The organism is Catalinimonas locisalis (genome assembly GCF_038039535.1).
Classification (GTDB): Bacteria; Bacteroidota; Bacteroidia; order Cytophagales; family Cyclobacteriaceae; genus Catalinimonas.
Genome location: NZ_JBBPHP010000008.1, coordinates 199,886 through 221,878 on the forward strand (window position 1 = coordinate 199,886; position 21,993 = coordinate 221,878).

The following is a 21,993-nucleotide window of genomic DNA, read 5'->3' on the forward strand; positions in this document are numbered from 1 at the left end:
CATCTGGCTATGACCTGCAAAAAATTGACAATAATAAAACTATAAGCGCTAGATCATAGCTATGATAATTGCTTAAAACGATGATTTATGAAAGAATGTTTTTGAAGGTTTTGAGGAATAATTTTAAGATAAGAAGGAGTGACTTAACTAATTGAAAAGGCTACCCATTAATTGGATAGCCTTGGTAGTAAAATGACGGTTTAGCCTTGATTTAGGATAAGGCGGTCAGTTGCTCTTCAATCGCTTTGATCTTAGCTTCGGCGTCAGCCTGCTTTTTGCGTTCCATCGCCACTACATTTTCCGGAGCATTCTGCACAAAACGTTCGTTGCCCAACTTTTTGTTGACCGATGCCAGAAAGCCCTGGTTGTATTCCAGTTCTTTTTCCAGCCTTTCTTTTTCTTGTTCCGTATCTACCGCGTCGCCTAAAGGTACAAAGCATTCATTAGGCTTTCCCTGGGGCGTATTGACCATAAAGCTGGCAGCTCCTTCTATTTTATCATCGGTAAACTGAATGCTTTCTATATTTGCCAATTTCTGGATAATGCTGCCAAACTGATCAAAGGTTTGCTTAGAATCAGTACGCACACTGAACTCTAGAGGCTGTTTGTTAGCAATGCCACGGCTGCTTCTTACGTTACGAAGATTACTGATGATGTCAATAGCCACCTGTCCATGGCTAACTAAAGTCTGGTCGGCGCTAAGGCGATCTTCGGAAGTATTGGGCTGAGGCCATGAGGCTACGATCAGGTAGTCATTTTCATCTCGCTCTTTGATCTCATGCCAGATTTCTTCGGTGAGGAATGGCATGAAGGGATGCAGTATTCTGACCATATTTTCAAAGAAACGAATGGTAGCATCGTAGGTCATCTGATCAATCTTCTTGTCCTCCGGTTTGATCATTTCCAGGTACCAGGAGCAGAAGTCATCCCACATCAGTTTATACACTACCTGCAGCGCATCGGAAATACGGAATTTGGAAAAATGATCTTCCAGTTCTATCAGTGCCTGATTGTATTTTGCCTCAAACCAGGCAATAGCAGTTTTATTTTGTTCATTGGGTTGTTCACCCTCTACTTCCCAGCCTTTTACCAGGCGGAAGGCATTCCAGATTTTGTTGGCAAAATTACGACCCTGTTCACAAAGTTTGATGTCAAACAGTAGGTCATTACCAGCTGGTGAACTGAACAACATACCGGTACGAACGCCATCCGCGCCATAATCTTTAATGAGTTCCAGCGGATCAGGGGAGTTGCCCAGCGACTTAGACATTTTACGTCTGAGGCTATCCCTTACAATTCCGGTCAGGTATACATTGCGGAAAGGTTTCTCCTGACGATATTCGTAGCCATAAATGATCATGCGGGCTACCCAGAAGAAAAGAATCTCGGGAGCAGTCACCAGATCATTGGTAGGATAATAATAATTAATATCCTCATTGTCAGGATTACGGATACCATCAAAAACGGTGATAGGCCAGAGGCCGGAAGAAAACCAGGTATCCAGCACATCCTCATCCTGACGTAAATCATCCAGACTCAGGGAAGCATTGCCACTTTTTTTCTGCGCCAGTTTCAGGGCTTCTTCGGGAGTTTCAGCCACCACAAATTCTCCATCAGGAAGATAATAAGCAGGGATACGCTGTCCCCACCACAGCTGACGGGAGATACACCAGTCGCGTACATTTTCCATCCAGGAGCGGTACATGTTTTTGAATTTGGGCGGATGTAGCTGTACATCGTCATTCAATACATGCTCCAGCGCAGGTTTGGTGAGTTCTTTCATCGCCACAAACCACTGCTCAGAAAGACGAGGCTCTACTACTGCGTCGGTTCTTTCGGAGAAGCCCACGCTATTTTTGTAATCTTCTACTTTCTCTAGCTGACCCAGTTTCTCAATTTCTTTGGCAATCTTTTTCCTGACGATAAAGCGGTCTTCACCTACAAAAAACTGTGCTGCTTCGCTCATGGTACCGTCATCATTCATCACATCCAGCGTCTCCAACTTGTGCTTGATGCCCAGTTCGTAGTCGTTGGGATCGTGGGCGGGTGTCACTTTCAGGCAGCCAGTACCGAATTCCATGCTCACATATTCATCTTCAATTACCGGAACGGAACGATTTACCAGGGGAACAATGACTCTTTTCCCTTTCAGATGACGAAAACGCTCATCTTCGGGATTGATGCAGACCGCGGTATCTCCCAGGATGGTTTCGGGACGAGTAGTGGCGATAGTAACAAATTTGTCTTCACCCTCAATCTGGTATTTTACATAATAAAGCTTGGAGTTAACATCCTTATGGATTACCTCATCGTCAGCCAGAGCTGTTTTTCCCTGTGGGTCCCAGTTGATCATACGGTAGCCACGGTAGATATAGCCTTTGTTGTAGAAATCAACAAAGACTTTAATTACTGACTCCGACATATGATCTTCCATAGTGAATCGTGTACGGTCCCAGTCGCAGGAAGCACCCAGTTTTTTCAATTGCTCCAGAATTATTCCGCCGTACTTTTCTTTCCACTCCCAGGAATATTTGAGAAACTCCTCCCGGCTGATGTCGCTCTTTTTGATGCCTCTTTCTTTGAGCATGGCTACCACTTTGGCCTCGGTAGCGATGGACGCGTGGTCGGTGCCGGGCACCCAGCAGGCTTCTTTACCTTCCATACGGGCTTTGCGTACGAGTACATCCTGTATGGTATTGTTAAGCATATGGCCCATATGAAGCACTCCCGTCACATTAGGGGGAGGGATAACAATAGTGTAAGGTTCTTTATCAGGATTTGGGGTTGAGTGGAAAAACTTCTTATCCATCCACTGCTGATACCACTTATCTTCTACGGCTTGTGGGTTATATTTGCTAGAGAGCGACATAATATAATTCAGTCTAAAATTTTAAGCTTTCGCAAAGATAAAAACTTGCTCCGAACTTACTGAATCTTTTGCGTCTCCTTTCACTAGGCATATTCACCGATTGAGGCGGTAAGTGCTCACTATTTTCACTTATTTTTTTGCATTAAGCATATTTTTAATGAATAAAAAATAAATCTTACTAATTAAAAATATAATTATTAGTATTTTTTTATTTGTATTTAATAAATTTTAATAAAAATATTTAAAATATATTCTTTTTTAGGCCATCCTCTTTTTATTCAGTTTCTACATTTTTGCATCGTAGGAGTACTGGGCGTGTCTCTGGATTTTTTCATTACCTGGGTACTAAAAGAAAAGATGCATTGGCGAAAATACCTGGCGAACAGTACCGCTTTTATCATGGGTACCAGTATGAATTATGCTTTGAACAGACACTGGACTTTTCATAGTACCGATCCCAATTTAGTTGAACAATATTTGACATTTATGCTCATCGGTGCGATTGGACTGGGAATTAATAACTTAATTGTGCTCTTTCTTCATAGTAAAAAAGAACAAAACTTCTATATGGCAAAGTTTTTTGCTATCGGAGTAGTGGTACTTTGGAACTTCTTTGCCAACTATTCTTATACTTTCCAGTCTTAAGGCTGGGCCATTTGCCATGACAGAGAGTATTTAACAAAAATTAGCATAGACTTTGAGAATCTGAAGGCCTTGATTTGCAAAAGAATTTCCTATTTTTTATTCCTGTTTTTTGTCTTTATTTTTGGCTACAAATTATGACTTTAGCAGTTAAGCTAAATTGTTGATAATTAAACTTTTATCTAAAATCTTATGGGAAGCAAGCAGCACAAAGTGCTTGTGGTAGATGATGAACCCGATATCTTAGACCTGCTGGAGTATAACCTGGCAAAGGAAGGTTATAAGGTAAAGACGGCTACCAATGGAAGAAAGGCAGTAGATATTGCCGCTAATTTTTTGCCAGATCTTATACTTCTGGATATCATGATGCCCAATCAGGATGGGGTGGAAACCTGCCGACAATTACGCGAAAATCAGGATCTATACAATACCTATATTGTATTCCTGACAGCACGCTCGGAAGAATACTCTGAAGTGGCTGCTTTTGATACCGGAGCAGACGACTATATCACTAAGCCTATCAAACCTCGCGCACTTATGAGTCGTATCAGTGCGATGTTCAGGAGGGAGGCCAAGAAAAAGCAAAAAAGTGATAAAATTACAATTGGAGGGCTTACAATTGATAGGACCAGTTATATGGTTACGGTCAATGAGGAGCAGGTGAGCTTGCCTAAAAAAGAGTTTGAGCTACTCTACTTCCTTGCCCAGAATCCCGACAAAGTCCATAGTCGTGATGACCTATTACAAAATATTTGGGGGGCAGATGTGTATGTACTTGCCCGGACAGTAGATGTCCATATACGTAAGGTCCGTGAGAAAGTGGGTAGCCAGTATATTGTCACTGTTAAAGGAGTAGGCTATAAGTTTGGGGTAGAAGAATAGTGATCAAAATTGAATAATATGTTGGTCAATGCGAGAGGTGTTGCTTTTTTACTGGGAATTTCAATTGCAATTGTCACCACGGCCTTTTTGTCCCTGGTGGAAGGCGTCAGCTTCACTGCTCTTATTGTAGCTTTTGTCTTGTCCTTTTCTTCTTCCTATATACTTATCAACATCAGTCTGGAATTCTTGATCTTCAGAGAAATCAATAAGATCTATAACGTACTTGACAAACTTAAGCGCAAGGATCTTTCGTTCGTTGGAGAAAGGGAGCGCAAACGTGCGCTGAATCCTCTGAAACAGATCAACGAAGAAATCTTTGAATATGCAGCCAACAAGCAGAAGGAGATCAATGACCTGAAAAAGATGGAAGAGTTTAGAAGAGAGTTTGTTGCTAATGTATCTCATGAGTTGAAAACTCCCATATTTGCTGCGCAGGGCTTTGTACACACCCTTTTGGATGGAGCGATTGAAAATAAAAAAGTACGCTTTAAATTTCTGAAGAAGGCAGGCAAAAGTCTGGATGGACTGGATATGCTGGTTCAGGATCTGCTCACTCTCTCGCAAATGGAAACCGGTGATATTAAAATGAATTATGAGCATTTTGATATTTCTGCAATGGTAAGAGAGGTGTTTGAGCAGTTTGAAAGTGAGGCTGAAAAGAAGAAAATTGAGCTTATCCTCAAAAATAGAACTGCCACCTATGTGTTTGCAGATCATCAGCGCATCTATCAGGTGCTGGTGAACCTTATCAGCAATGCTATTAAATATACTAAAAAGGAAGGCTCAGTAGAGGTGTACTTCAAGGCCGAAGCAGGAAACGTAATTGTTTTTGTGAAGGACTATGGGCGCGGTATCCCCCCTGAAGATATTGACCGGATTTTTGAACGCTTTTATAGGGTAGAAAAGAGCCGTTCCAAAAATAAGGGAGGTACTGGCTTAGGACTCGCCATTGTAAAGCACATCATAGAGCTGCATCATTCTAAAGTTAGGGTATCAAGCGAAGTTGACAAAGGATCGGTTTTTAGCTTTAAGCTTCCGGTAGGTAATAAAGATAAAGTAGAGGATTACGTAGATGTTGAGGATGAAGAGCAGGCTTAAAAATTAAGTTATCTACCGGTTTCTTCTTTTTTATGTAACCCTCACCTTACATTTTTAGTCATATGGATATGGAATCACGTCAATCATATGCCGCACAGGCCATTCAACAGTTACATAAAGTTAGTTTTAGTGATCTGGTTGTATTTGAAAACGAAGATTATGTACTGATCAATAAACCTGCATTTATATCAACCCTGGATGATCGTCATGATGATATTAGTATCATTGCTATGGCTCGTGATTATGTTCCAGATGCACAGGTTTGTCACCGACTGGATAAGGAAACTTCAGGGGCATTGCTGATTGCTAAGAACCCAGAGGCTTACCGATCCGCCTCTATGCAGTTTGAGCATCGTAAGGTAAAAAAAATATACCATGCCGTCTGTGATGGTATCCACGACTTCAATGATTTAAAGATTGACCTACCTATCCATGCAACGAGTAAGGGTGTAGTAAAAATCAGTAAAAGAGATGGAAAAGAGGCGTTGACCTATGCAAACACCCTAAAAGCTTACAGAAAGCACACCTTAATGGAGTGTCAGCCGGTGACCGGGCGTATGCATCAGATCAGGGTTCACTTATCGGCAATGGGAGCTCCCATAAGTGGAGACGAGCAGTATGGGGGTAAGCCTTTTTATTTGTCGGAATTGAAAAAAAATTATAACCTGAAAAAGGATGCCGAAGAGTTACCACTGATCAAAAGAGTAGCTTTGCATGCGCAGGCGATAAGTTTTGAACTATTAAACAAAGATAACGTTTCTGTAGAAGCCTCTTACCCAAAGGATTTTGCTGTAGTCCTCAAACAGTTAGAAAAGTTGAGCTAATCTATAGAAAAGCTTGAGGGCATGTTGCATTTAATGGAAATACCCGCTACCTTTGTGTTCTTTTTAGAAAAAGGCGAAGTAGTATTGGTTTGATAAACCTAAAAATAACATAAAATTGGATATTGTAAGTTATAAAACGGTATCGGCTAACAAGTCAACTGTAGAAAAGAAGTGGTATATCGTTGACGCCGGTGACGCTCCACTAGGTCGTTTGTGTAGTGAAGTGGCTAAAATTTTAAGAGGAAAGCACAAGCCTAGCTTTACACCTCACGTAGACTGTGGAGATAAAGTGATTGTGATTAATGCAGACAGCCTGCGTTTGACTGGTAAAAAGTTAGATGACAAGCAGTATATCCGCCATACTGGATATCCTGGAGGCCAGCGTTTCTCTACCCCTCGTGAAGAGATGGAAAAATCTTCCACTCGTGTGATAGAGAAGGCCATAAAAGGAATGCTTCCTAAAAATAGCTTGGGAAGAGAAGTTTTCAAAAATCTGCATATTTATGAAGGGACAGAGCATCCTCATGAAGCACAGCAGCCTCAAAAATTAGATTTAAGTCACTTATAAGCTTGAACCCCATCTATGGAAGTTATTAATACAATTGGTAGACGTAAAACTTCAGTAGCCAGGCTGTACATGCAGCCCGGCAATGGTAATATTGTAATTAACAAGAAGCCTGTAGAGCAGTATTTCCCTTCAGAAATCCTGCAAACTATCGTGAAACAGCCTTTGACGCTGACTGAGCAGGACGGAAGTTACGACCTGAAGATTATTGTAAGTGGAGGAGGAGTTAAAGGACAGGCAGAGGCAATCCGTCTGGCAGTTTCTCGTGCTTTGGTAGCCAATGATGACGAGCATCGTCCACCACTTAAGAAAGAAGGATTTCTTACCCGTGATCCTCGTATGGTAGAGCGTAAGAAGTACGGACGTAGAAAAGCAAGAAGAGCATTCCAGTTCAGTAAACGATAATTTTTATTTAAACTTTATTTTTGTGGTTACTTGAGTTTGTGCCCTAACGAGCTCCTAATTGAGTAACTCAACAAAATCATTCGCATGGAAAAATTAGAATATAAAGACCTATTAGATGCTGGTGTTCACTTTGGACACCTTACCCGTAAGTGGAATCCTAAAATAGCTCCTTATGTATTTATGGAGAGAAATGGGATTCACATCATAGACCTTAACAAAACATTGGTTTGCCTTGAAGATGCTGCTAATGCGATGAAGCAGATTGTGAAGTCTGGTCGTAAGGTGATGTTCGTAGCTACTAAGAAGCAAGCGCAGGAAGTGGTGTCAGAAGAAGCCAAGCGTCTTAGAATGCCTTTCGTAACCGACCGTTGGTTGGGTGGTATGATGACCAACTTTGCTACTATACGTAAGTCATTGCGTAAAATGTCTTCTATAGATAAACTTACCAAAGAAGAGGCTTATCTGAACCTGGCAAAGCGTGAGCGTCTGATGATGTCCAGAGAGAGAGACAAACTTGAAAAAGTATTAGGTGGTATTGCCGACCTTACTCGTCTTCCTGCGGCATTATTTGTAGTGGACATCAAGCGTGAGCATATTGCTATCAAAGAAGCTCAGAAGTTGAATATTCCTGTAATTGGAATTGTAGATACCAATTCTGACCCTAATGAAGTTCAATATCCTATTCCTGCCAATGATGATGCTTACAAATCTATTTCACTCATTGTGAAGTATATGGGTAAAGCTGTAGAGGAAGGTTTAATAGAACGTAAGCAGCAGAAAGAGGAAGCTAAACTGAAGGAAGAGGAAAACGAGAAGAAGAAAGCCGATGAACAAGAAGAGCTGGAATCAAAAGATTCAGGCTCAAAAGAGTAAGCTTCTTCAAAATATCTAATACATACGAACATCGGCCTTAGCTCGATGTTCTTTTTTTATATAAGAAAGACAGTAATTAACACAATTCATAAAACCTAGAAAAAAATTCTGTTATGGCTATCACTGCAAAAGATGTAAATAAGCTCCGCCAGATGACAGGAGCCGGAATGATGGACTGCAAAAAGGCTCTGGTTGAAGCAGATGGCGATTTTGACAAAGCAGTAGAGATCCTGAGAAAGAAAGGACAAAAAATATCAGCTTCTCGCTCTGATCGTGAGACAAATGAAGGGACTGTATTTGTCAAATCAAGTGATGATCTTAAGGAAGCTGTAATGATCTCACTAAATTGTGAGACTGACTTCGTAGCCAAAAATGAAGAATTTCAGCAGGCTGGAGCCGCTATCCTTGATGTAGCATTCAGAGAAAAGCCGGCAAATGTAGAAGAACTTCAAAAGCTAAAGCTTGGTGAGCTTACCGTAGAGGAAAAGCTAACCGAACTGGTTGGTAAAATCGGTGAGAAAATTGATATAGGTGCTTACGAAAGACTTAGTGGTGAAATGGTAGTGTCTTATATCCACGCGGGTAGCCGACTTGGCGTACTGGTTGCTCTGGAGAATACTGGTGGTGAGGCAGAAGATGCAGGACGTGATGTAGGTATGCAGATTGCTGCGATGAACCCGGTTGCACTTGATCAGAATGGTGTTGATCAGTCTACTATTGAACACGAGCTGGAAATAGGACGTGAGCAGGCTCGTGCGGAAGGAAAGCCCGATAATATCATTGAAAAGATTGCGCAGGGTAAACTGAATAAATTTTACAAGGATAATACTTTGGTGAATCAAGCCTACGTAAAAGATCCTAGCATGAGTGTAGCCCAGTATCTTGATAGTGTAAATAAAGGCATGAAAGTGACTGCATTTAAGCGTGTTTCTGTAAGTGAATAATTATTAAATGCGTTAAATTAAAGCCCGGCATATACTGTCGGGCTTTTTTTATCTTAAAAAGTAAGCACAAAAGATGACAATTGTTTTAATTTGAAAGGCAGGTCAATCTTCTCATATAAATTTATATATTTACCCATTAAAATATTAGTTTAAGAACTTACCGTTAATTTGTTGATTTTAAGTACTCTTGTATTATGAAGTTTGTCGTTTCTTCCTCCGCCTTGCTGAAGCAGCTATCCGCTATCAACGGAGTAATTGCTTCCAATCCGGTTGTGCCCATACTGGAAAACTTTCTATGTGAGGTGAATAGCGGTAAGTTGACCATCACTGCCTCAGACCTTCAGACCTCCATGATTACTGAAATGGATGTTGATGCAGATGAAAGCGGAAGTATCGCGGTTCCGGCACGTATTCTTATTGATACGCTAAAAAATCTGCCAGAGCAGCCAGTGACTTTCACTATTGATGGTTCATCATATAATATAGAAATTCACTCTGCCAACGGGCAGTATCGTTTATCGGGAGAGAATGCTACGGATTTCCCTAGTATCGCTAAGGTAGAGGATGGCTATGATGTTGAAATCCCATCCGATGTGCTCTCCAGTGCGGTGAGCAATACACTTTTTGCTACCAGCACAGATGAGTTACGTCCTGCAATGACAGGGGTATATGTTAATTTGAAGGATGACAATAGTACCTTCGTAGCCACTGATGGTCATCGGCTGATCCGTTATCTGCGCTCTGATGTACACTCGCCTAACAAAACTTCGCTTATCATTCCGCGTAAAGCGCTGAGTCTATTGAAAGCAACGCTGCCTACGGATAGAGTGCCGGTCAATGTGCAGTTCAATGCATCTAATGTGTTCTTCAAGTTTAACAATATCCAGCTGATCTGCCGTCTGATTGATGAGCGTTATCCAGATTATGAGAATGTAATCCCTAAGGATAATAAAAACGAAATGGTAATCAATCGTTTGGAATTCTTAAGCTCATTGAAGCGTATTGCAATTTATGCCAATAAAACCACGCATCAGGTGAGGCTGAAAATTAGTGGAAACGAGCTTCATATTTCAGCAGAAGATCTAGATTTCTCTAATGAGGCGAACGAACAATTGAATTGTGAACATGATGGAGAAGACATTGAGATTGGCTTTAACGCCCGCTTCCTTATAGAAATGCTGAATAACCTGGATTCAGACGAAGTAATTCTGAAACTCTCAGCGCCTAATCGTGCCGGGCTGATTGTTCCTAAGGATGCAGAGGCGGACGAAGATATACTGATGCTGGTAATGCCGGTGATGCTTAACAACTACGCCTAAGATTTTACACTACATAACCTACATAAAAGGCTATCTTCGGATAGCCTTTTTCATTTGCATCTTAGGAGTTCTAACAATATTTACTGAGACTCTTTTAAAGAAATTTTCTAGGTATCTTTTCATGCCAGTTCTTAGAAAATACCCGATCCTCACCTTCATAAGCATCTAAAGTAGCCTGAATGTAAAAGTGATCTTTGTCAGAAGTGAGTATGGTATGAGTCTTAGTACGAACTTTCCATTCTTTCCTTTCTAACAGGGTTTGACTACGTGTTTCCCCACGTACGGTAGATAAATCATCATTGACAATACTGTACTTCTCTTCACTAAAATCTGACATATCCAGATCAATTTCTTCTATCCTTTGCGTACCATTGTCTTTAAGGACCCAGAGCGTAGACTTATCATCTACTAAATCCCTGATAATCTGCCATTTTTCATCACCATTGCGGAGCAATTTTACAGTTGAGGAAGGCTTAGCCCCTTGAGGTTCAGGGAATTTAAGCTCAGTAATGCCACTTTTCATTTTTACCGGTAATTGAATACGGCTTTCCTCAGCATGCAGCTTGACAGTGGTGATTTCAGGAGGAGTCCAGGCTAATGGCCAGTAGGAAGTGGAAATGGAAATACGAAAACGATGGCCCTTGGGAAACACATGAGCACATTCGTTCAACTGTAAACTAACATTATACTTTTCTCCCGGCTCCAGGAGTTCCGGATTTTCATGACTATGGCGATGTGCCAGGTTCTTAAGACCATAGGTTACCCGGGTGGCTTTGCCGTCAGGCGCTACATCAGAGAGGCGCACTGCCACATAAGCAACCGGCACATCAGCTTCTAAGCTAAGATTAAGAGATGTGGCTCCCAATACTTCAAAATCCTGAGAAAATACTTCGCTCTGAAATACCAAAGCTCCTCCATCTTCTTCCCTTTGGTCGCTGGGCAAATCCGGTGGTGCATTGTAAGAACACCATTTACCCGCGAAAAGCCCCAATCGCAAAGGAGACCTGATGCTCATGGGAGCTGAAACTGGCTGCTCTTCTTTTTCTTCATGCTGCTCCAGCAAAAGATGGTCTTGGCTTAAGGTAAAATTTTTGTTTTCAATGATAGGAGAGGGCCACTCATTCATTCCGACCCAATATCCGGGTCGGTTTTTATATTGCGTACTGGGCGGCATGCTTTCCTGCATCCATACCCTAAGCATAGGTTCGTCCATGATCCCCGTTTCATCGCCTTTCAGCCACTGATCCCACCAGCGGATGCTTTCCTGTAAAAAACCAATCGCTGGGCCGGGTACACCCATATTGGGATACTTATGACTCCAGGGACCTACTAAACCCATGCGAGGTACCTTTAAGTTTTGCATAAGACGAAAGACGGCATTGGTATAACCATCTGCCCAACCACTGGCCGCCAGTACGGGGATTTTTATATCGCTATAATCTTCACAGATTGAGCCATGCTTCCAGTATTCGTCCCTTGTCTGATGGCGAAGCCATTGCTCCAGCCATAGCCCACTTCCTTCCAGCCGCTGCATCCACATTGCTTTCCATCGGTCACCTACAATTTCCGGGTCAGGAGGAAGGCTGTTTTTGGCAAACATGACTGATGCCCAGGAGAGATTATCCCCCAACATACACCCTCCCATGTAGTGCACATCATCTTTGTAGCGGTCGTCGGTAGAACAGACAGTGATGATAGCTTTGAGCGCTTCAGGTTGGCGCGCTGCAATCTGTAATCCGTTAAAACCACCCCAGGAGATGCCGATCATCCCTACATTGCCATTGCACCAGCTTTGCTCACTTAGCCATTGAATAATATTTTCTCCATCCGACAATTCCTCCTCCAGGTACTCATCGGTAAGTACTCCTTCAGAATCTCCGCTGCCGCGAATGTCTACGCGGATACAGGCATATCCACAACCTGCAAAGTACTGGTGGTTGATCTCGTCTCTGATTCTCTTAAAATCTCTTTTTCGGTAAGGTATGTACTCAAAAATAGCGGGTACTGGCTGCTCATGAGCTTTTTCGGGTATCCACATACGGGCGGCTAAACGGGTGCCGTCGGGCATGGGAATCCAGGTATTTTCTATTTCTTCAAATGCATAAGGGAATTCATTCACTTCCTGCATAATCTGATTATTTTATTTTGATGTCAATTGTTTCTATGATATGATGATACTTTTCAAGTAGTGCTTTTTTCGTCTGAGCACCGGTCATCACCGCACCCAAAGCATAGCTAAAGCTATCCTGAAGAGGAAGTTCTGATAAGCGTTGGCCTTCCTGTACATCTATTTTGATGATCGTATCATCGTACTGCTCCTCTATTTGTCTGATTTTCTTTTTGTCAGGAATACTTTCAACTACTCCATCTTCAAAAACCCTGTACTGAAACTTGGCAGCATATGCATATTTACCTTCCAGTTCTTTAAAGTGTGGCTTTTTGCCCAATGCCAGTTTGACCAGCACCTGATGGTTAGAATGTCCTCTGGTCTTACCATACATATCACTATGCGACTGCGACATGCGGGGATTAATCTCCAGCAGATAGATTTGGTCATCTTCTTCATCATAAAAATATTCTATGTTGAAGGCTGAATTATTAAAGCCTATCTGTTGCATCACCTTTCTTGTAATCTCTACCATTCTCTTTTGCACCTGTGCGGGGAGCGTGCTTGGTAGCAGGTAATAAAAGAATGAAGGAGAATCAGGATATCTCACCGAGTCAATCAGGCCATAGTTATACACTTCATGATCGTATACATAGCCGGATATAGTGCATTGATGTCCGCCAATAAGTCCTTCTGCCAGGCAATAATTACCATCCACTTGGCGAATATCTTCAGGTAGGCCCGCCCTTTCCAGAAAATAGTTGAAAGGTTCTGCCAGCCTTCCGATTTCTTCTCTGAAAGTAGGCATACAGTTTTCGTAATCAGACTCACCCTCAATTTTAAAGCCTAGCTGCGAACTAAAGGCTTTAACAGGTTTGATCCAGAAAGGAGCGTGTACATTAAGTTCTTCAAATGGAGTAGGTTCAAAAGGATTGACTGCATCAAAAGCTGGAATATTTTCAGGAATAGCTTTCTGTTGCTCCTGCCTGCTCCAGTATTTATGTTCGCATTTAAGCCCCTGAACAAGTGTTGGTCCTTTTAAGCCATATTCTTCGCAGAGTAAAAAGGCAATGAGAGTGAAAGGAAAATCAAAAAAGCTGATGATAGCGTCAATAGGGGTATCATCTTTTTCTAATTCCTCCCGGGCCTCATTGACTAATTTCTCTATCTGAATATCCTCACTTTTCTGGATACCAGACTTAAACAGAGGGATAAAATGGTAGATCTCAGCATTTTCAATAGTATTAAGTTCCTCTAAGTTGAATTCATTATAACCAATGATCAGTATATTCTTTTGCTGCATAAAAAGTAGCTCTGGAAAGTTGAAAAAATGTTTTGCTATACAATAATCCCAACAGACTTCATTGACAATAGTTTTTAGGAAATAAAAGAGCTTACAGGAACTGCATGCTAGTGTATTACGTTTCTACGAGATATATTTAGGTGCAGTGGTGCGTAAAAGACGGATTCTTTTGCCTACTTTTGCGCCTGTTCACACTCATACTATCTTTTGATGACAAGATTTGAAGCGCTGGGTTTGCGCGAAGAAATTTTACAATCACTCAGTGAATTAAAATTTGAACAACCCACCCCCATACAGGAACAAGCCATTCCATTCGTATTAAATTCTGAAAATGATCTGATTGCTTTTGCACAGACTGGTACCGGTAAAACTGCCGCATTTGGCCTACCGATTATCCAACTGATTGATGAGCATAGCGATCAAACCCAGGCTCTGATACTATCTCCCACACGCGAGCTGTGCTTGCAGATTTCTAATGACCTGGCTACTTTCTCCAAATACCTAAAGCGGCTCAATGTGGTGCCGGTATATGGAGGTGTAGACATCGCCAAGCAAATGAAACAACTAAAGGACGGTGCACAGATTGTGGTAGGAACACCAGGACGTGTGCTGGACTTGATCAAGCGTAAAAAGCTTAAGGTAGAAAATATCAATCGCCTGGTTCTGGATGAGGCCGATGAGATGTTGTCTATGGGTTTCAAAGATGAATTGGATGCTATTTTAGGCAATACGCCTCAGGATAAGCAGACATTATTGTTTTCAGCAACCATGCCTAGAGAAATGATGGCAATTGCTGAAAAGTATATGCATCAGCCGGAAGAAATTAGCGTGGGCAAGCGTAATGCCGGTGCAGATAATGTACAGCATCAGTTTATTCCAGTACATGCCAAAGACCGTTATGAGGTGCTGAAGCGTATTGTGGATATCAATCCAAATATGTATGGCATAGTATTTTGTCGTACTCGTAATGATACGCGTGAGATTGCAGACCACCTGATGAAAGACGGTTATAATGCCGATGCTCTACATGGCGACCTCTCTCAGGCGCAGCGTGATGTAGTAATGAACCGCTTCCGCATGAAGAACTTACAGCTCCTTATTGCTACTGATGTAGCTGCTCGCGGTCTGGATGTTAATGATCTGACACATGTGATCAACCATAGCCTTCCTGACGATCCGGAAGTGTACGTACACCGTAGTGGTCGTACGGGTAGAGCAGGCAGAAGTGGTATCTGCTTGACATTGGTACATGGCAGAGATAAAGGTAAGCTTAAACAGATAGAGAGAACGGTCAATAAGAAATTTGAGCAGAAGGCAGTACCTAGTGGTAAAGATATTTGCGAAAAGCAGCTCTTTACACTTATTGATAAAGTAGAGAAAGTGGATGTAAACCCTGAGATAGAGCAGTTTCTCCCTGCCATCATCAGCAAGCTTTCCTGGCTGGATAAAGATGATCTGATCAAGCACTTCGTTTCTATGGAATTCAACCAGATGCTTGAGCATTATAAAAATTCTCCTGACCTGAATGCTTCATTCTCCGCAGAAAAAGGAAAAAAAGACCGCAAAGAAAAGCGTGATCGTAAGCCTAAAAAAGGTGCTAAGACCAATGGGTCTACTTTTTCCCGCTTCTTTATGAACATGGGTAAGAAAGATAAGATGTCTCCCAAAGTTATCATCGGTATGGTCAATAAACATATGCCTGACGATGATGTAAAAATTGGTCAGATAGAAATTTTGAATAATTTCTCTTTTTTTGAGGTAGACCGCAGCTACGAAAAAGATGTGCTGGATGCGCTACAGCATGCAACGCACAAAGGAAAAGGAATAGGCGTAGAGATCGCCAAAGATAAGGTCTAAGATTTTGTTACTCTTACTTTGCAAGCCTGTCTTCGTTTTTATCAAATGGTGACAGGCTTTTTTATGTTTAAATAGCATCTCACTTACAACATAAGAAAAAGAGATTTATTAGCCGCCTTACTTTTGTTGTCCACCCTATTTTAGAGGTATGAATTGGACCGAAGATCAGGTATTGGCCATGGCTCCGGATCAGGCCTCTGTCACTGCAGGTAAAGCCCAGGCGAAAGTCGAAAAGTGGTTGTCACTGCATTACAATGAAAAGGCAATCTGGGGCGAAATCAAAGGGAGTGGAAAAAATCCCTATCAGGCAGTTATTGACACTACTCAGATTGCTTTCAAATGCTCCTGTCCCAGTCGGAAATTTCCCTGCAAACATGGCTTGGGACTGGCACTTGTCCATGCCCGTTCTTCCGAAAAATTTCAATCCAAAGAGGCTCCCGATTGGGTAGAACAATGGTTGAGCAAACGCGAACAAAAAGAAGAGCAGAAAAAAGAAAAGAAAGATAAACCTGTTGACGAGAAAGCACAGGCGAAACGTGCAGAAGCTCGCCTGGAAAAAGTCCACGCCGGCCTGGAAGAAGTTTCGCTTTGGCTACAGGACCTTATCAGACAGGGATTAGCAAATGTTCCTGAAAAAGCTGATACTTTCTGGCAAGCCCCCGCTGCACGCATGGTAGATGCACAGGCGGCCGGTATAGCCAATATGCTCAGGGCGTTGGATCAGATCAACTATTATGGTCACGATTGGCAGGAAACATTGCTCAAACGCTTATCTAAAATTTACCTGCTGATACAAGGATTTAAAAACCTGGAACAGCTTCCTCAGGATTTACAGGAAGATATCCGGTCCATGATTGGCTGGTCTGTACAAAAAGATGAACTTAAGCAGCAGGAAGGTCTGCGCGATCAGTGGTTTGTACTGGCTCAGGAAACGGAAATAGAAGATAGGCTGACAATCCAGCGTACCTGGCTGTACAGCCAGCAAAATAAAAAATATGCACTCATCATCAACTTTTATGCACCTGGGCAACTGCCGGATTTAGCCTGGATGTCAGGGATGACGTATGATGCTACATTGGTATTTTATCCGGGAAGACAATCTTTGAGAGCGCTGGTTAAGGAGCAGCATCCGCAGACTACCAAAACTTGGCCGGGAGCATTAGCTTCATTGACAGCCTTAGAACAACATATCACCGATCAGTTTACTGCATTTCCCTGGACAACCCAGCTTCCTGTTTTACTGGAAGGTATGACTCCTTACCAGCAGAATGAGCAGTTTTTCCTGCTGGATAAAGCGCATAAAATGCTTCCCATATCAATTGCTTTCCAGCATGCCTGGTTATTGATGGCGCTCAGTGGAGGCAAGCCTTTACAAATCGCAGGCATGTATCAGGAGGGAAGTTTGCTGCCCCTGGGGATCTGGCAGGATGATGAATTTTTAGTCTTGAACCACGCATGAAAGCATTAGACCAACTGATTAAAACAGCTCTTTTGGGTACCAGCAGGGCATCTACAGATAGTATTGACTGGCCTCAGCCTGTGAGTGAACAGCTTCAGAAGTTTACTAAAGAAGATGCTGAATCTTTTTTACTTCAAAGCGCTGCACTGCTGTTCAGCTTTCAGGAAGCTGGACAAACATTTCCTCATTCCTCTACGCCAATAAAAGCAGCCCCTGAAGAGCAACGAGCATACTGTTCTAAACTGGCTTCTCAGCTCTTGCAACGCATATTACAGGATAAATCTACAGACCTCGTACAGCATTGGTTAGAAGCCTGTATGGCAAGCCAGCATATTGTATATCCTCAGCACTTACCCAGCCTCCTGAATCTGGGAAAAAATCAATTATCTCTAAGACAATCTGTACAAGCGGTGATGGGTGAGCGAGGAAAGTGGCTGGCTCAGATGAATCCCGCTTGGGCGTATATACTGTCTACCGATAAACAAATCTGGGAGGAGGGCAAAACAGAAGAAAGAAAATACCTGCTTCAAAACCTAAGGGAAAAAGATCCTCAGGCCGCATTATCCCTTTTACAATCCAGCTGGAAAAGCGAAAGTGCCGACCTTCGGGCAGAGTTTCTGACTTTACTGGAAATTAACTTAAATGCCAATGACTTACCATTTTTGGAAGAAACACTGCTGGATAAAAGCAAAAAGGTGAAATCCACCGCACTCAATTTGCTGCTGCTTCAGAAAGACTCCTTCATCGTTCAAAAGATTTTCCATGCGGCTTCGGCCATGCTGGAAGTGAAAAAGAGTAAATCACTTTTTGGGTTCAAAGGTCCTGCTATAGCATTTAGACCTACATCTATGGATCGTCAGCTGGCTGAATACGGAGTGAATCTGGAAAGCCTGGATAAAAATTTTAGCAACGAAGAATATTATACCTATGAGCTGATTGAGGTGATTAATCCTGCCCACTGGGAAAATCATTTTCAAATGGAAGCTTCAGCCCTCCTACAGGCATTTCAGAAAGAAGAAAAGCTGACCAAGTTCATTCCTGTCCTTATGGAAGCTAGTGTTTTGCACAGGAATACCCATTGGGCAAACATATTTGCAGAGCATCTACAAAAAAACAAAATTACCCTACCCAAAGACAAACAGTATCTGTCTCAGGAAATCATCAGAGTGTTAACCGAACAGGAGAAGATACGGTATTTTCCTGCCTCCTGGTCAGGTTTATCCCTGCTGGAATATCTGCGGCTGTGCGATTTTTCATGGACAGCCGACTTTAGCCGAAAAGCTTTACAGCAGCTATATCGTCAGTACATGGAAAGTGGTATCAATCCTTATGAAAGGGATAAAATGGCTGCTTTACATAAGTACCTGCATCCCGAGATTCTGAAAGAAAAAAACAGCTTTCTTCCCCCCGATCAGGTACGGAAAGCCAGCTGGCGTGAAGCCATTGAATTACTTTTCGGTACGCTGGAACTGCGTACTTCTATCCACAATGCTTTTAAAATTTAACTCCCTATTGATCAAATTTATATGACAACATTACTCAGAGAACATGCCGAACAACAGTTTGCCGAAGAACTGGAAGAAATAAAAAAACAGGATCAGCAGCAGGCGCCACCCAACTGGGATATGTCTCCCTGGGCGGTAGTCACCTATCTGATAGGAGGCAAACTGAAAAATGGTTTTCAGGTTATGCCTAAATACATAGGCGAACGCCGGCTGATGGAGATCGCAGTGGCTACCCTCACCACAGATAGAGCGCTATTGTTGTACGGTTTGCCGGGTACCGCCAAGTCGTGGGTAGCCGAGCATCTGGCAGCAGCCATCAGTGGCAATTCTACGCTGATGATCCAGGGTACGGCAGGAACAGGGGAAGAAGCGATACGCTACGGTTGGAATTATGCCAAGCTTTTGGCAGAAGGTCCTTCTGACGCTGCCGTGGTGCCTACTCCGCTGATGAAGGCCATGCAGACCGGAAAAATTGCCAGGGTAGAGGAGCTAACGCGAATCTCAGCAGATGTGCAGGATACATTGATTACCATTTTGTCAGAAAAAACATTGCCCGTTCCTGAACTGGGCAAAGAGATCCAGGCACAAAGAGGCTTTAACCTAATTGCAACCGCCAATAACCGCGACAAAGGGGTAAATGACCTTTCCAGTGCTCTGAAACGTCGTTTCAATACGGTAATCCTGCCGGTACCGGCTAGTATGGATGAGGAAGTAGCCATCGTCAAACAGCGGGTAGAAAGTCTGGGCAAAGTGCTGGAACTGCCTGCCGAGCCACCGGCATTGGAAGAAATTCGCAGAATTGTGACCATCTTCAGAGAACTCCGGGCAGGCATCACCATGGATGGGAAAACCAAAATCAAATCTCCCTCCGGCACCATGAGTACAGCTGAAGCCATTTCTGTGGTCAATAGTGGTGTAGCCTTATCAGCTTATTTTGGGGATGGGAGTTTGAATGCGGAAGATGTGGCTTCCAGTCTCATTGGCGCAATAGTCAAAGATCCGGTGCAGGATGCGGTGGTCTGGAAGGAATACTTGGAAACCGTAGTGAAAGGCCGGGAGGGTTGGAAAGATATCTATCGTGCCTGTCGAGACCAGATTTAAATGAGCATTTCATATTTAGGCATACGACACCACGGACCGGGCTCAGCACGTAGCCTCAGGGATTTTCTGGTGACCCATCAGCCGGATATTTTGCTGGTAGAAGGCCCTCCTGAAGCCGAATCACTTTTAAAGCTGGCTACTGATCCTGCCATGAAACCTCCGGTAGCGCTGCTCACCTATGTGCAGGATAATCCTCAGCATGCAGTTTTTCATCCTTTTGCGGAATATTCCCCGGAGTGGCAGGCCATTCTCTTTGCACAGCAACAGGGCTTGCCTTTCAGGTTTATAGATCTTCCGATGGTTCACAAACTGACATTCTCCGATAAAACAGAAGAAGAGAATGAACTACCTATTCAGCCCGAACCGGCTCAGGAAGAATCTGTTGTGGCCGAGCATCCTATCGCTTATCTGGCAGAAGCTGCGGGCTATTCGGATACAGAAATCTGGTGGGAGACTACCTTTGAAAGAAGGATGGAGGCTGGTGATAGTTTTGACGCGGTCAACGAAGCAATCACTGCTTTACGCGAAGCTTTTCCGGAAACCCGTAAAAATGATCTGTATCGCGAAGCCTATATGCGACTGGCTATCCGTGAGGCTGAGAAAGAGGGCTTTCAAAATATAGCGGTCATCTGTGGGGCATGGCATGTTCCTGCCCTTCAGCAATCCACTGCCCAGAGAGAAGACAAACTTTTGCTGAAAGGATTGGCCAAAGTAAAAGTAGACTGTACCTGGATTCCCTGGACCTACAGCCGCCTGACTTTGCCAGTGGTTATGGTGCAGGAGTGGCTTCTCCGGGATGGTACCATCATTTATGGAAAAAGCAGCAGGACATCACTGAAAGCTGGCTGAGTAAAGTGGCCCGTGTATTTCGCAAAGAAGGTTTGGACATCTCCGTATCCCACGTGATTGAAGCCGTAAGGTTAAGTGAGATGATGGCGAGTCTTCGTAATTTGCCTCATCCGGGCCTGCAGGAACTCAATGAAGCCACTGTGTCTGTACTCTGCTTTGGCGATGAAAAGCTGCTGGCTTTGATTCAGAAAGAGCTGATCGTAAGTAACAGAATAGGACAGGTGCCTGCTGAATCGCCTGCCGTTCCTCTGCAACATGATTTTCAGAAACAGCAAAAGAGCTTGCGTCTCCCCGCTCAGGACGAAGACAAAGTATACGTGCTTGATCTACGTAAACCCAATGACCTGGAGCGCAGTATGCTACTGCATCGTTTGCGTCTTCTAAACATTGAGTGGGGGAGGCAGGAATATGTGTCAGGCAAAGGTACCTTCAAAGAACAGTGGCGCCTTCGCTGGTTTCCCGAGATGATGATACGGTTGATTGAGATGGGCGTATGGGGCAATACAGTAGAACTGGCCGCTTCCGCTTATCTGGTAGACCGGATGAAGAAAGCTACCACCCTTTCAGAACTATCTGCTTTGCTGGAAGAAGCCATTCCCGCAGAACTTCCTGAAGTGATTCTCCAACTGATGGACAGCATCAACGAGGCTGCGGCTGTGTCAGGAGATGTGCTGGAGCTGATGAAAGCTACTACGCCCCTGGCACAGGTAAGCCGTTATGGCAACGTGCGCCAATCAGACCTGTCATTGTTGAGCCAAATTGTAGAAAGTATGGTCAGCAGAATATGTATCAGCTTACCCAACGCCTGTTCTTCTCTGGACGATGAGGCTGCAGAAGAGATGTACAGTCAGCTGACAGCCGTACATGAAAGCATTCAACTCCTTCAGTTAGAGGAAATACAAAAAGACTGGCAGCAGACGCTGATCCAACTTGCAGAAGGCAGCCAGACCAATGCACTCATTGCCGGTAAAGCCTGTCGCTTGCTGCACGATGCACAATATTACAGTGAAGATGAGGTGGCAAGAAAATTCAGCATGGCGCTTTCGGTAGCCCAGGAGCCCCGGTTCACGGCGGCCTGGCTGGAAGGCTTTCTCAAAGGTAGCGGAACCATTCTGTTGCTGGACGAAGGGCTTTGGAATATCCTCAATAACTGGGTATCCACTTTGGAAGATGAAGTTTTTATTGAACTGCTGCCGCTGTTGCGAAGAAACTTCTCTACTTTCTCTACCATAGAGCGAAGAAAACTGGGAGAGAAAGCCAAGCATCACGGATCAGCAGGAAGTAGTGCTAAAGTAGAGCAGGTTATTGCCATAGATGAACAGAGGGGAAAGCAGGCGATGCAAGCCGTAGCACAACTGCTAGGATTGAAATAACATCAGCTAATGAAATCA

The 21,993-nt window shown here is 43.2% G+C and carries 16 protein-coding genes and 1 pseudogene; 14 read left to right on the forward strand and 3 right to left on the reverse strand.

Features of this window, described 5'->3' with window-relative positions; all coding sequences use genetic code 11:
- Positions 1 to 211: 211 nt before the first annotated feature.
- Positions 212 to 2,869 (reverse strand): valine--tRNA ligase, encoded by a 2,658-nt coding sequence (locus tag WJR50_RS13225; RefSeq protein WP_341293761.1) that lies wholly within the window; start codon positions 2,867 to 2,869, stop codon positions 212 to 214.
- Positions 2,870 to 3,166: 297 nt separating this feature from the next.
- On the opposite strand from WJR50_RS13225, the gene WJR50_RS13230 reads away from it, so the two are divergent.
- The 9 genes from WJR50_RS13230 to dnaN all read left to right on the forward strand — a co-directional run bounded on the left by WJR50_RS13230 (position 3,167) and on the right by dnaN (position 10,421).
- Positions 3,167 to 3,514, forward strand: a complete 348-nt coding sequence (locus WJR50_RS13230) for a GtrA family protein (RefSeq protein ID WP_341293805.1) — start codon at positions 3,167 to 3,169, stop codon at positions 3,512 to 3,514.
- A gap of 189 nt (positions 3,515 to 3,703) precedes the next feature.
- On the forward strand, positions 3,704 to 4,393 hold the full coding sequence (locus WJR50_RS13235) for a response regulator transcription factor (RefSeq protein WP_341293762.1): 690 nt from the start codon (positions 3,704 to 3,706) through the stop codon (positions 4,391 to 4,393).
- Between the two features lie 18 nt (positions 4,394 to 4,411).
- Positions 4,412 to 5,491, forward strand: coding sequence for a sensor histidine kinase (locus WJR50_RS13240; protein WP_341293763.1), 1,080 nt, complete (start codon positions 4,412 to 4,414; stop codon positions 5,489 to 5,491).
- Between the two features lie 68 nt (positions 5,492 to 5,559).
- A complete protein-coding gene (locus WJR50_RS13245; RefSeq protein WP_341293764.1) occupies positions 5,560 to 6,315 on the forward strand; it encodes an RluA family pseudouridine synthase in 756 nt (251 codons plus the stop codon).
- 115 nt (positions 6,316 to 6,430) lie between these two features.
- A complete protein-coding gene (gene rplM, locus WJR50_RS13250) occupies positions 6,431 to 6,883 on the forward strand; it encodes a 50S ribosomal protein L13 (protein ID WP_341293765.1) in 453 nt (150 codons plus the stop codon).
- 15 nt (positions 6,884 to 6,898) lie between these two features.
- Complete coding sequence (gene rpsI, locus WJR50_RS13255; RefSeq protein WP_341293766.1) at positions 6,899 to 7,285, forward strand: 30S ribosomal protein S9; 387 nt, start codon at positions 6,899 to 6,901, stop codon at positions 7,283 to 7,285.
- A gap of 84 nt (positions 7,286 to 7,369) precedes the next feature.
- Complete coding sequence (gene rpsB / locus WJR50_RS13260) at positions 7,370 to 8,158, forward strand: 30S ribosomal protein S2 (RefSeq protein ID WP_341293767.1); 789 nt, start codon at positions 7,370 to 7,372, stop codon at positions 8,156 to 8,158.
- Between the two features lie 113 nt (positions 8,159 to 8,271).
- Complete coding sequence (gene tsf / locus WJR50_RS13265; protein WP_341293768.1) at positions 8,272 to 9,102, forward strand: translation elongation factor Ts; 831 nt, start codon at positions 8,272 to 8,274, stop codon at positions 9,100 to 9,102.
- 194 nt (positions 9,103 to 9,296) lie between these two features.
- Positions 9,297 to 10,421: a DNA polymerase III subunit beta gene (dnaN, locus tag WJR50_RS13270; protein ID WP_341293769.1), complete on the forward strand. Its 1,125-nt coding sequence runs from the start codon at positions 9,297 to 9,299 to the stop codon at positions 10,419 to 10,421.
- Between the two features lie 94 nt (positions 10,422 to 10,515).
- On the opposite strand, the gene WJR50_RS13275 is transcribed toward dnaN, so the two are convergent.
- Positions 10,516 to 12,549, reverse strand: coding sequence for a CocE/NonD family hydrolase (locus WJR50_RS13275; RefSeq protein WP_341293770.1), 2,034 nt, complete (start codon positions 12,547 to 12,549; stop codon positions 10,516 to 10,518).
- Positions 12,550 to 12,556: 7 nt separating this feature from the next.
- Positions 12,557 to 13,831, reverse strand: coding sequence for an ATP-grasp domain-containing protein (locus tag WJR50_RS13280; RefSeq protein WP_341293771.1), 1,275 nt, complete (start codon positions 13,829 to 13,831; stop codon positions 12,557 to 12,559).
- Between the two features lie 210 nt (positions 13,832 to 14,041).
- On the opposite strand from WJR50_RS13280, the gene WJR50_RS13285 reads away from it, so the two are divergent.
- From WJR50_RS13285 to WJR50_RS13305, 5 genes and pseudogenes are all read left to right on the forward strand, one after another.
- A complete protein-coding gene (locus tag WJR50_RS13285) occupies positions 14,042 to 15,688 on the forward strand; it encodes a DEAD/DEAH box helicase (protein ID WP_341293772.1) in 1,647 nt (548 codons plus the stop codon).
- Positions 15,689 to 15,836: 148 nt separating this feature from the next.
- Complete coding sequence (locus WJR50_RS13290) at positions 15,837 to 17,147, forward strand: SWIM zinc finger family protein (protein ID WP_341293773.1); 1,311 nt, start codon at positions 15,837 to 15,839, stop codon at positions 17,145 to 17,147.
- Positions 17,144 to 18,652 carry a DUF5691 domain-containing protein gene (locus WJR50_RS13295; RefSeq protein WP_341293774.1) on the forward strand — a complete coding sequence of 503 codons (1,509 nt, stop codon included), beginning with the start codon at positions 17,144 to 17,146 and terminating at the stop codon, positions 18,650 to 18,652. The genes WJR50_RS13290 and WJR50_RS13295 overlap by 4 nt, the downstream gene beginning before the upstream one ends.
- 21 nt (positions 18,653 to 18,673) lie before the next feature.
- A complete protein-coding gene (locus WJR50_RS13300) occupies positions 18,674 to 19,753 on the forward strand; it encodes an ATP-binding protein (protein ID WP_341293775.1) in 1,080 nt (359 codons plus the stop codon).
- Positions 19,754 to 21,975: pseudogene (locus tag WJR50_RS13305) on the forward strand (DUF5682 family protein).
- Positions 21,976 to 21,993 lie beyond the last annotated feature (18 nt).

Bases quoted from the DNA above. Each gene is read 5' to 3' on its own strand.
- WJR50_RS13225 (WP_341293761.1), bottom strand. From the start codon at position 2,869: ATGTCGCTCTCTAGCAAATATAACCCACAAGCCGTAGAAGATAAGTGG.
- WJR50_RS13235 (WP_341293762.1), top strand. From the start codon at position 3,704: ATGGGAAGCAAGCAGCACAAAGTGCTTGTGGTAGATGATGAACCCGAT.
- WJR50_RS13240 (WP_341293763.1), top strand. From the start codon at position 4,412: ATGTTGGTCAATGCGAGAGGTGTTGCTTTTTTACTGGGAATTTCAATT.
- WJR50_RS13245 (WP_341293764.1), top strand. From the start codon at position 5,560: ATGGAATCACGTCAATCATATGCCGCACAGGCCATTCAACAGTTACAT.
- rpsI (WP_341293766.1), top strand. From the start codon at position 6,899: ATGGAAGTTATTAATACAATTGGTAGACGTAAAACTTCAGTAGCCAGG.
- rpsB (WP_341293767.1), top strand. From the start codon at position 7,370: ATGGAAAAATTAGAATATAAAGACCTATTAGATGCTGGTGTTCACTTT.
- tsf (WP_341293768.1), top strand. From the start codon at position 8,272: ATGGCTATCACTGCAAAAGATGTAAATAAGCTCCGCCAGATGACAGGA.
- dnaN (WP_341293769.1), top strand. From the start codon at position 9,297: ATGAAGTTTGTCGTTTCTTCCTCCGCCTTGCTGAAGCAGCTATCCGCT.
- WJR50_RS13275 (WP_341293770.1), bottom strand. From the start codon at position 12,549: ATGCAGGAAGTGAATGAATTCCCTTATGCATTTGAAGAAATAGAAAAT.
- WJR50_RS13280 (WP_341293771.1), bottom strand. From the start codon at position 13,831: ATGCAGCAAAAGAATATACTGATCATTGGTTATAATGAATTCAACTTA.
- WJR50_RS13285 (WP_341293772.1), top strand. From the start codon at position 14,042: ATGACAAGATTTGAAGCGCTGGGTTTGCGCGAAGAAATTTTACAATCA.
- WJR50_RS13290 (WP_341293773.1), top strand. From the start codon at position 15,837: ATGAATTGGACCGAAGATCAGGTATTGGCCATGGCTCCGGATCAGGCC.
- WJR50_RS13295 (WP_341293774.1), top strand. From the start codon at position 17,144: ATGAAAGCATTAGACCAACTGATTAAAACAGCTCTTTTGGGTACCAGC.
- WJR50_RS13300 (WP_341293775.1), top strand. From the start codon at position 18,674: ATGACAACATTACTCAGAGAACATGCCGAACAACAGTTTGCCGAAGAA.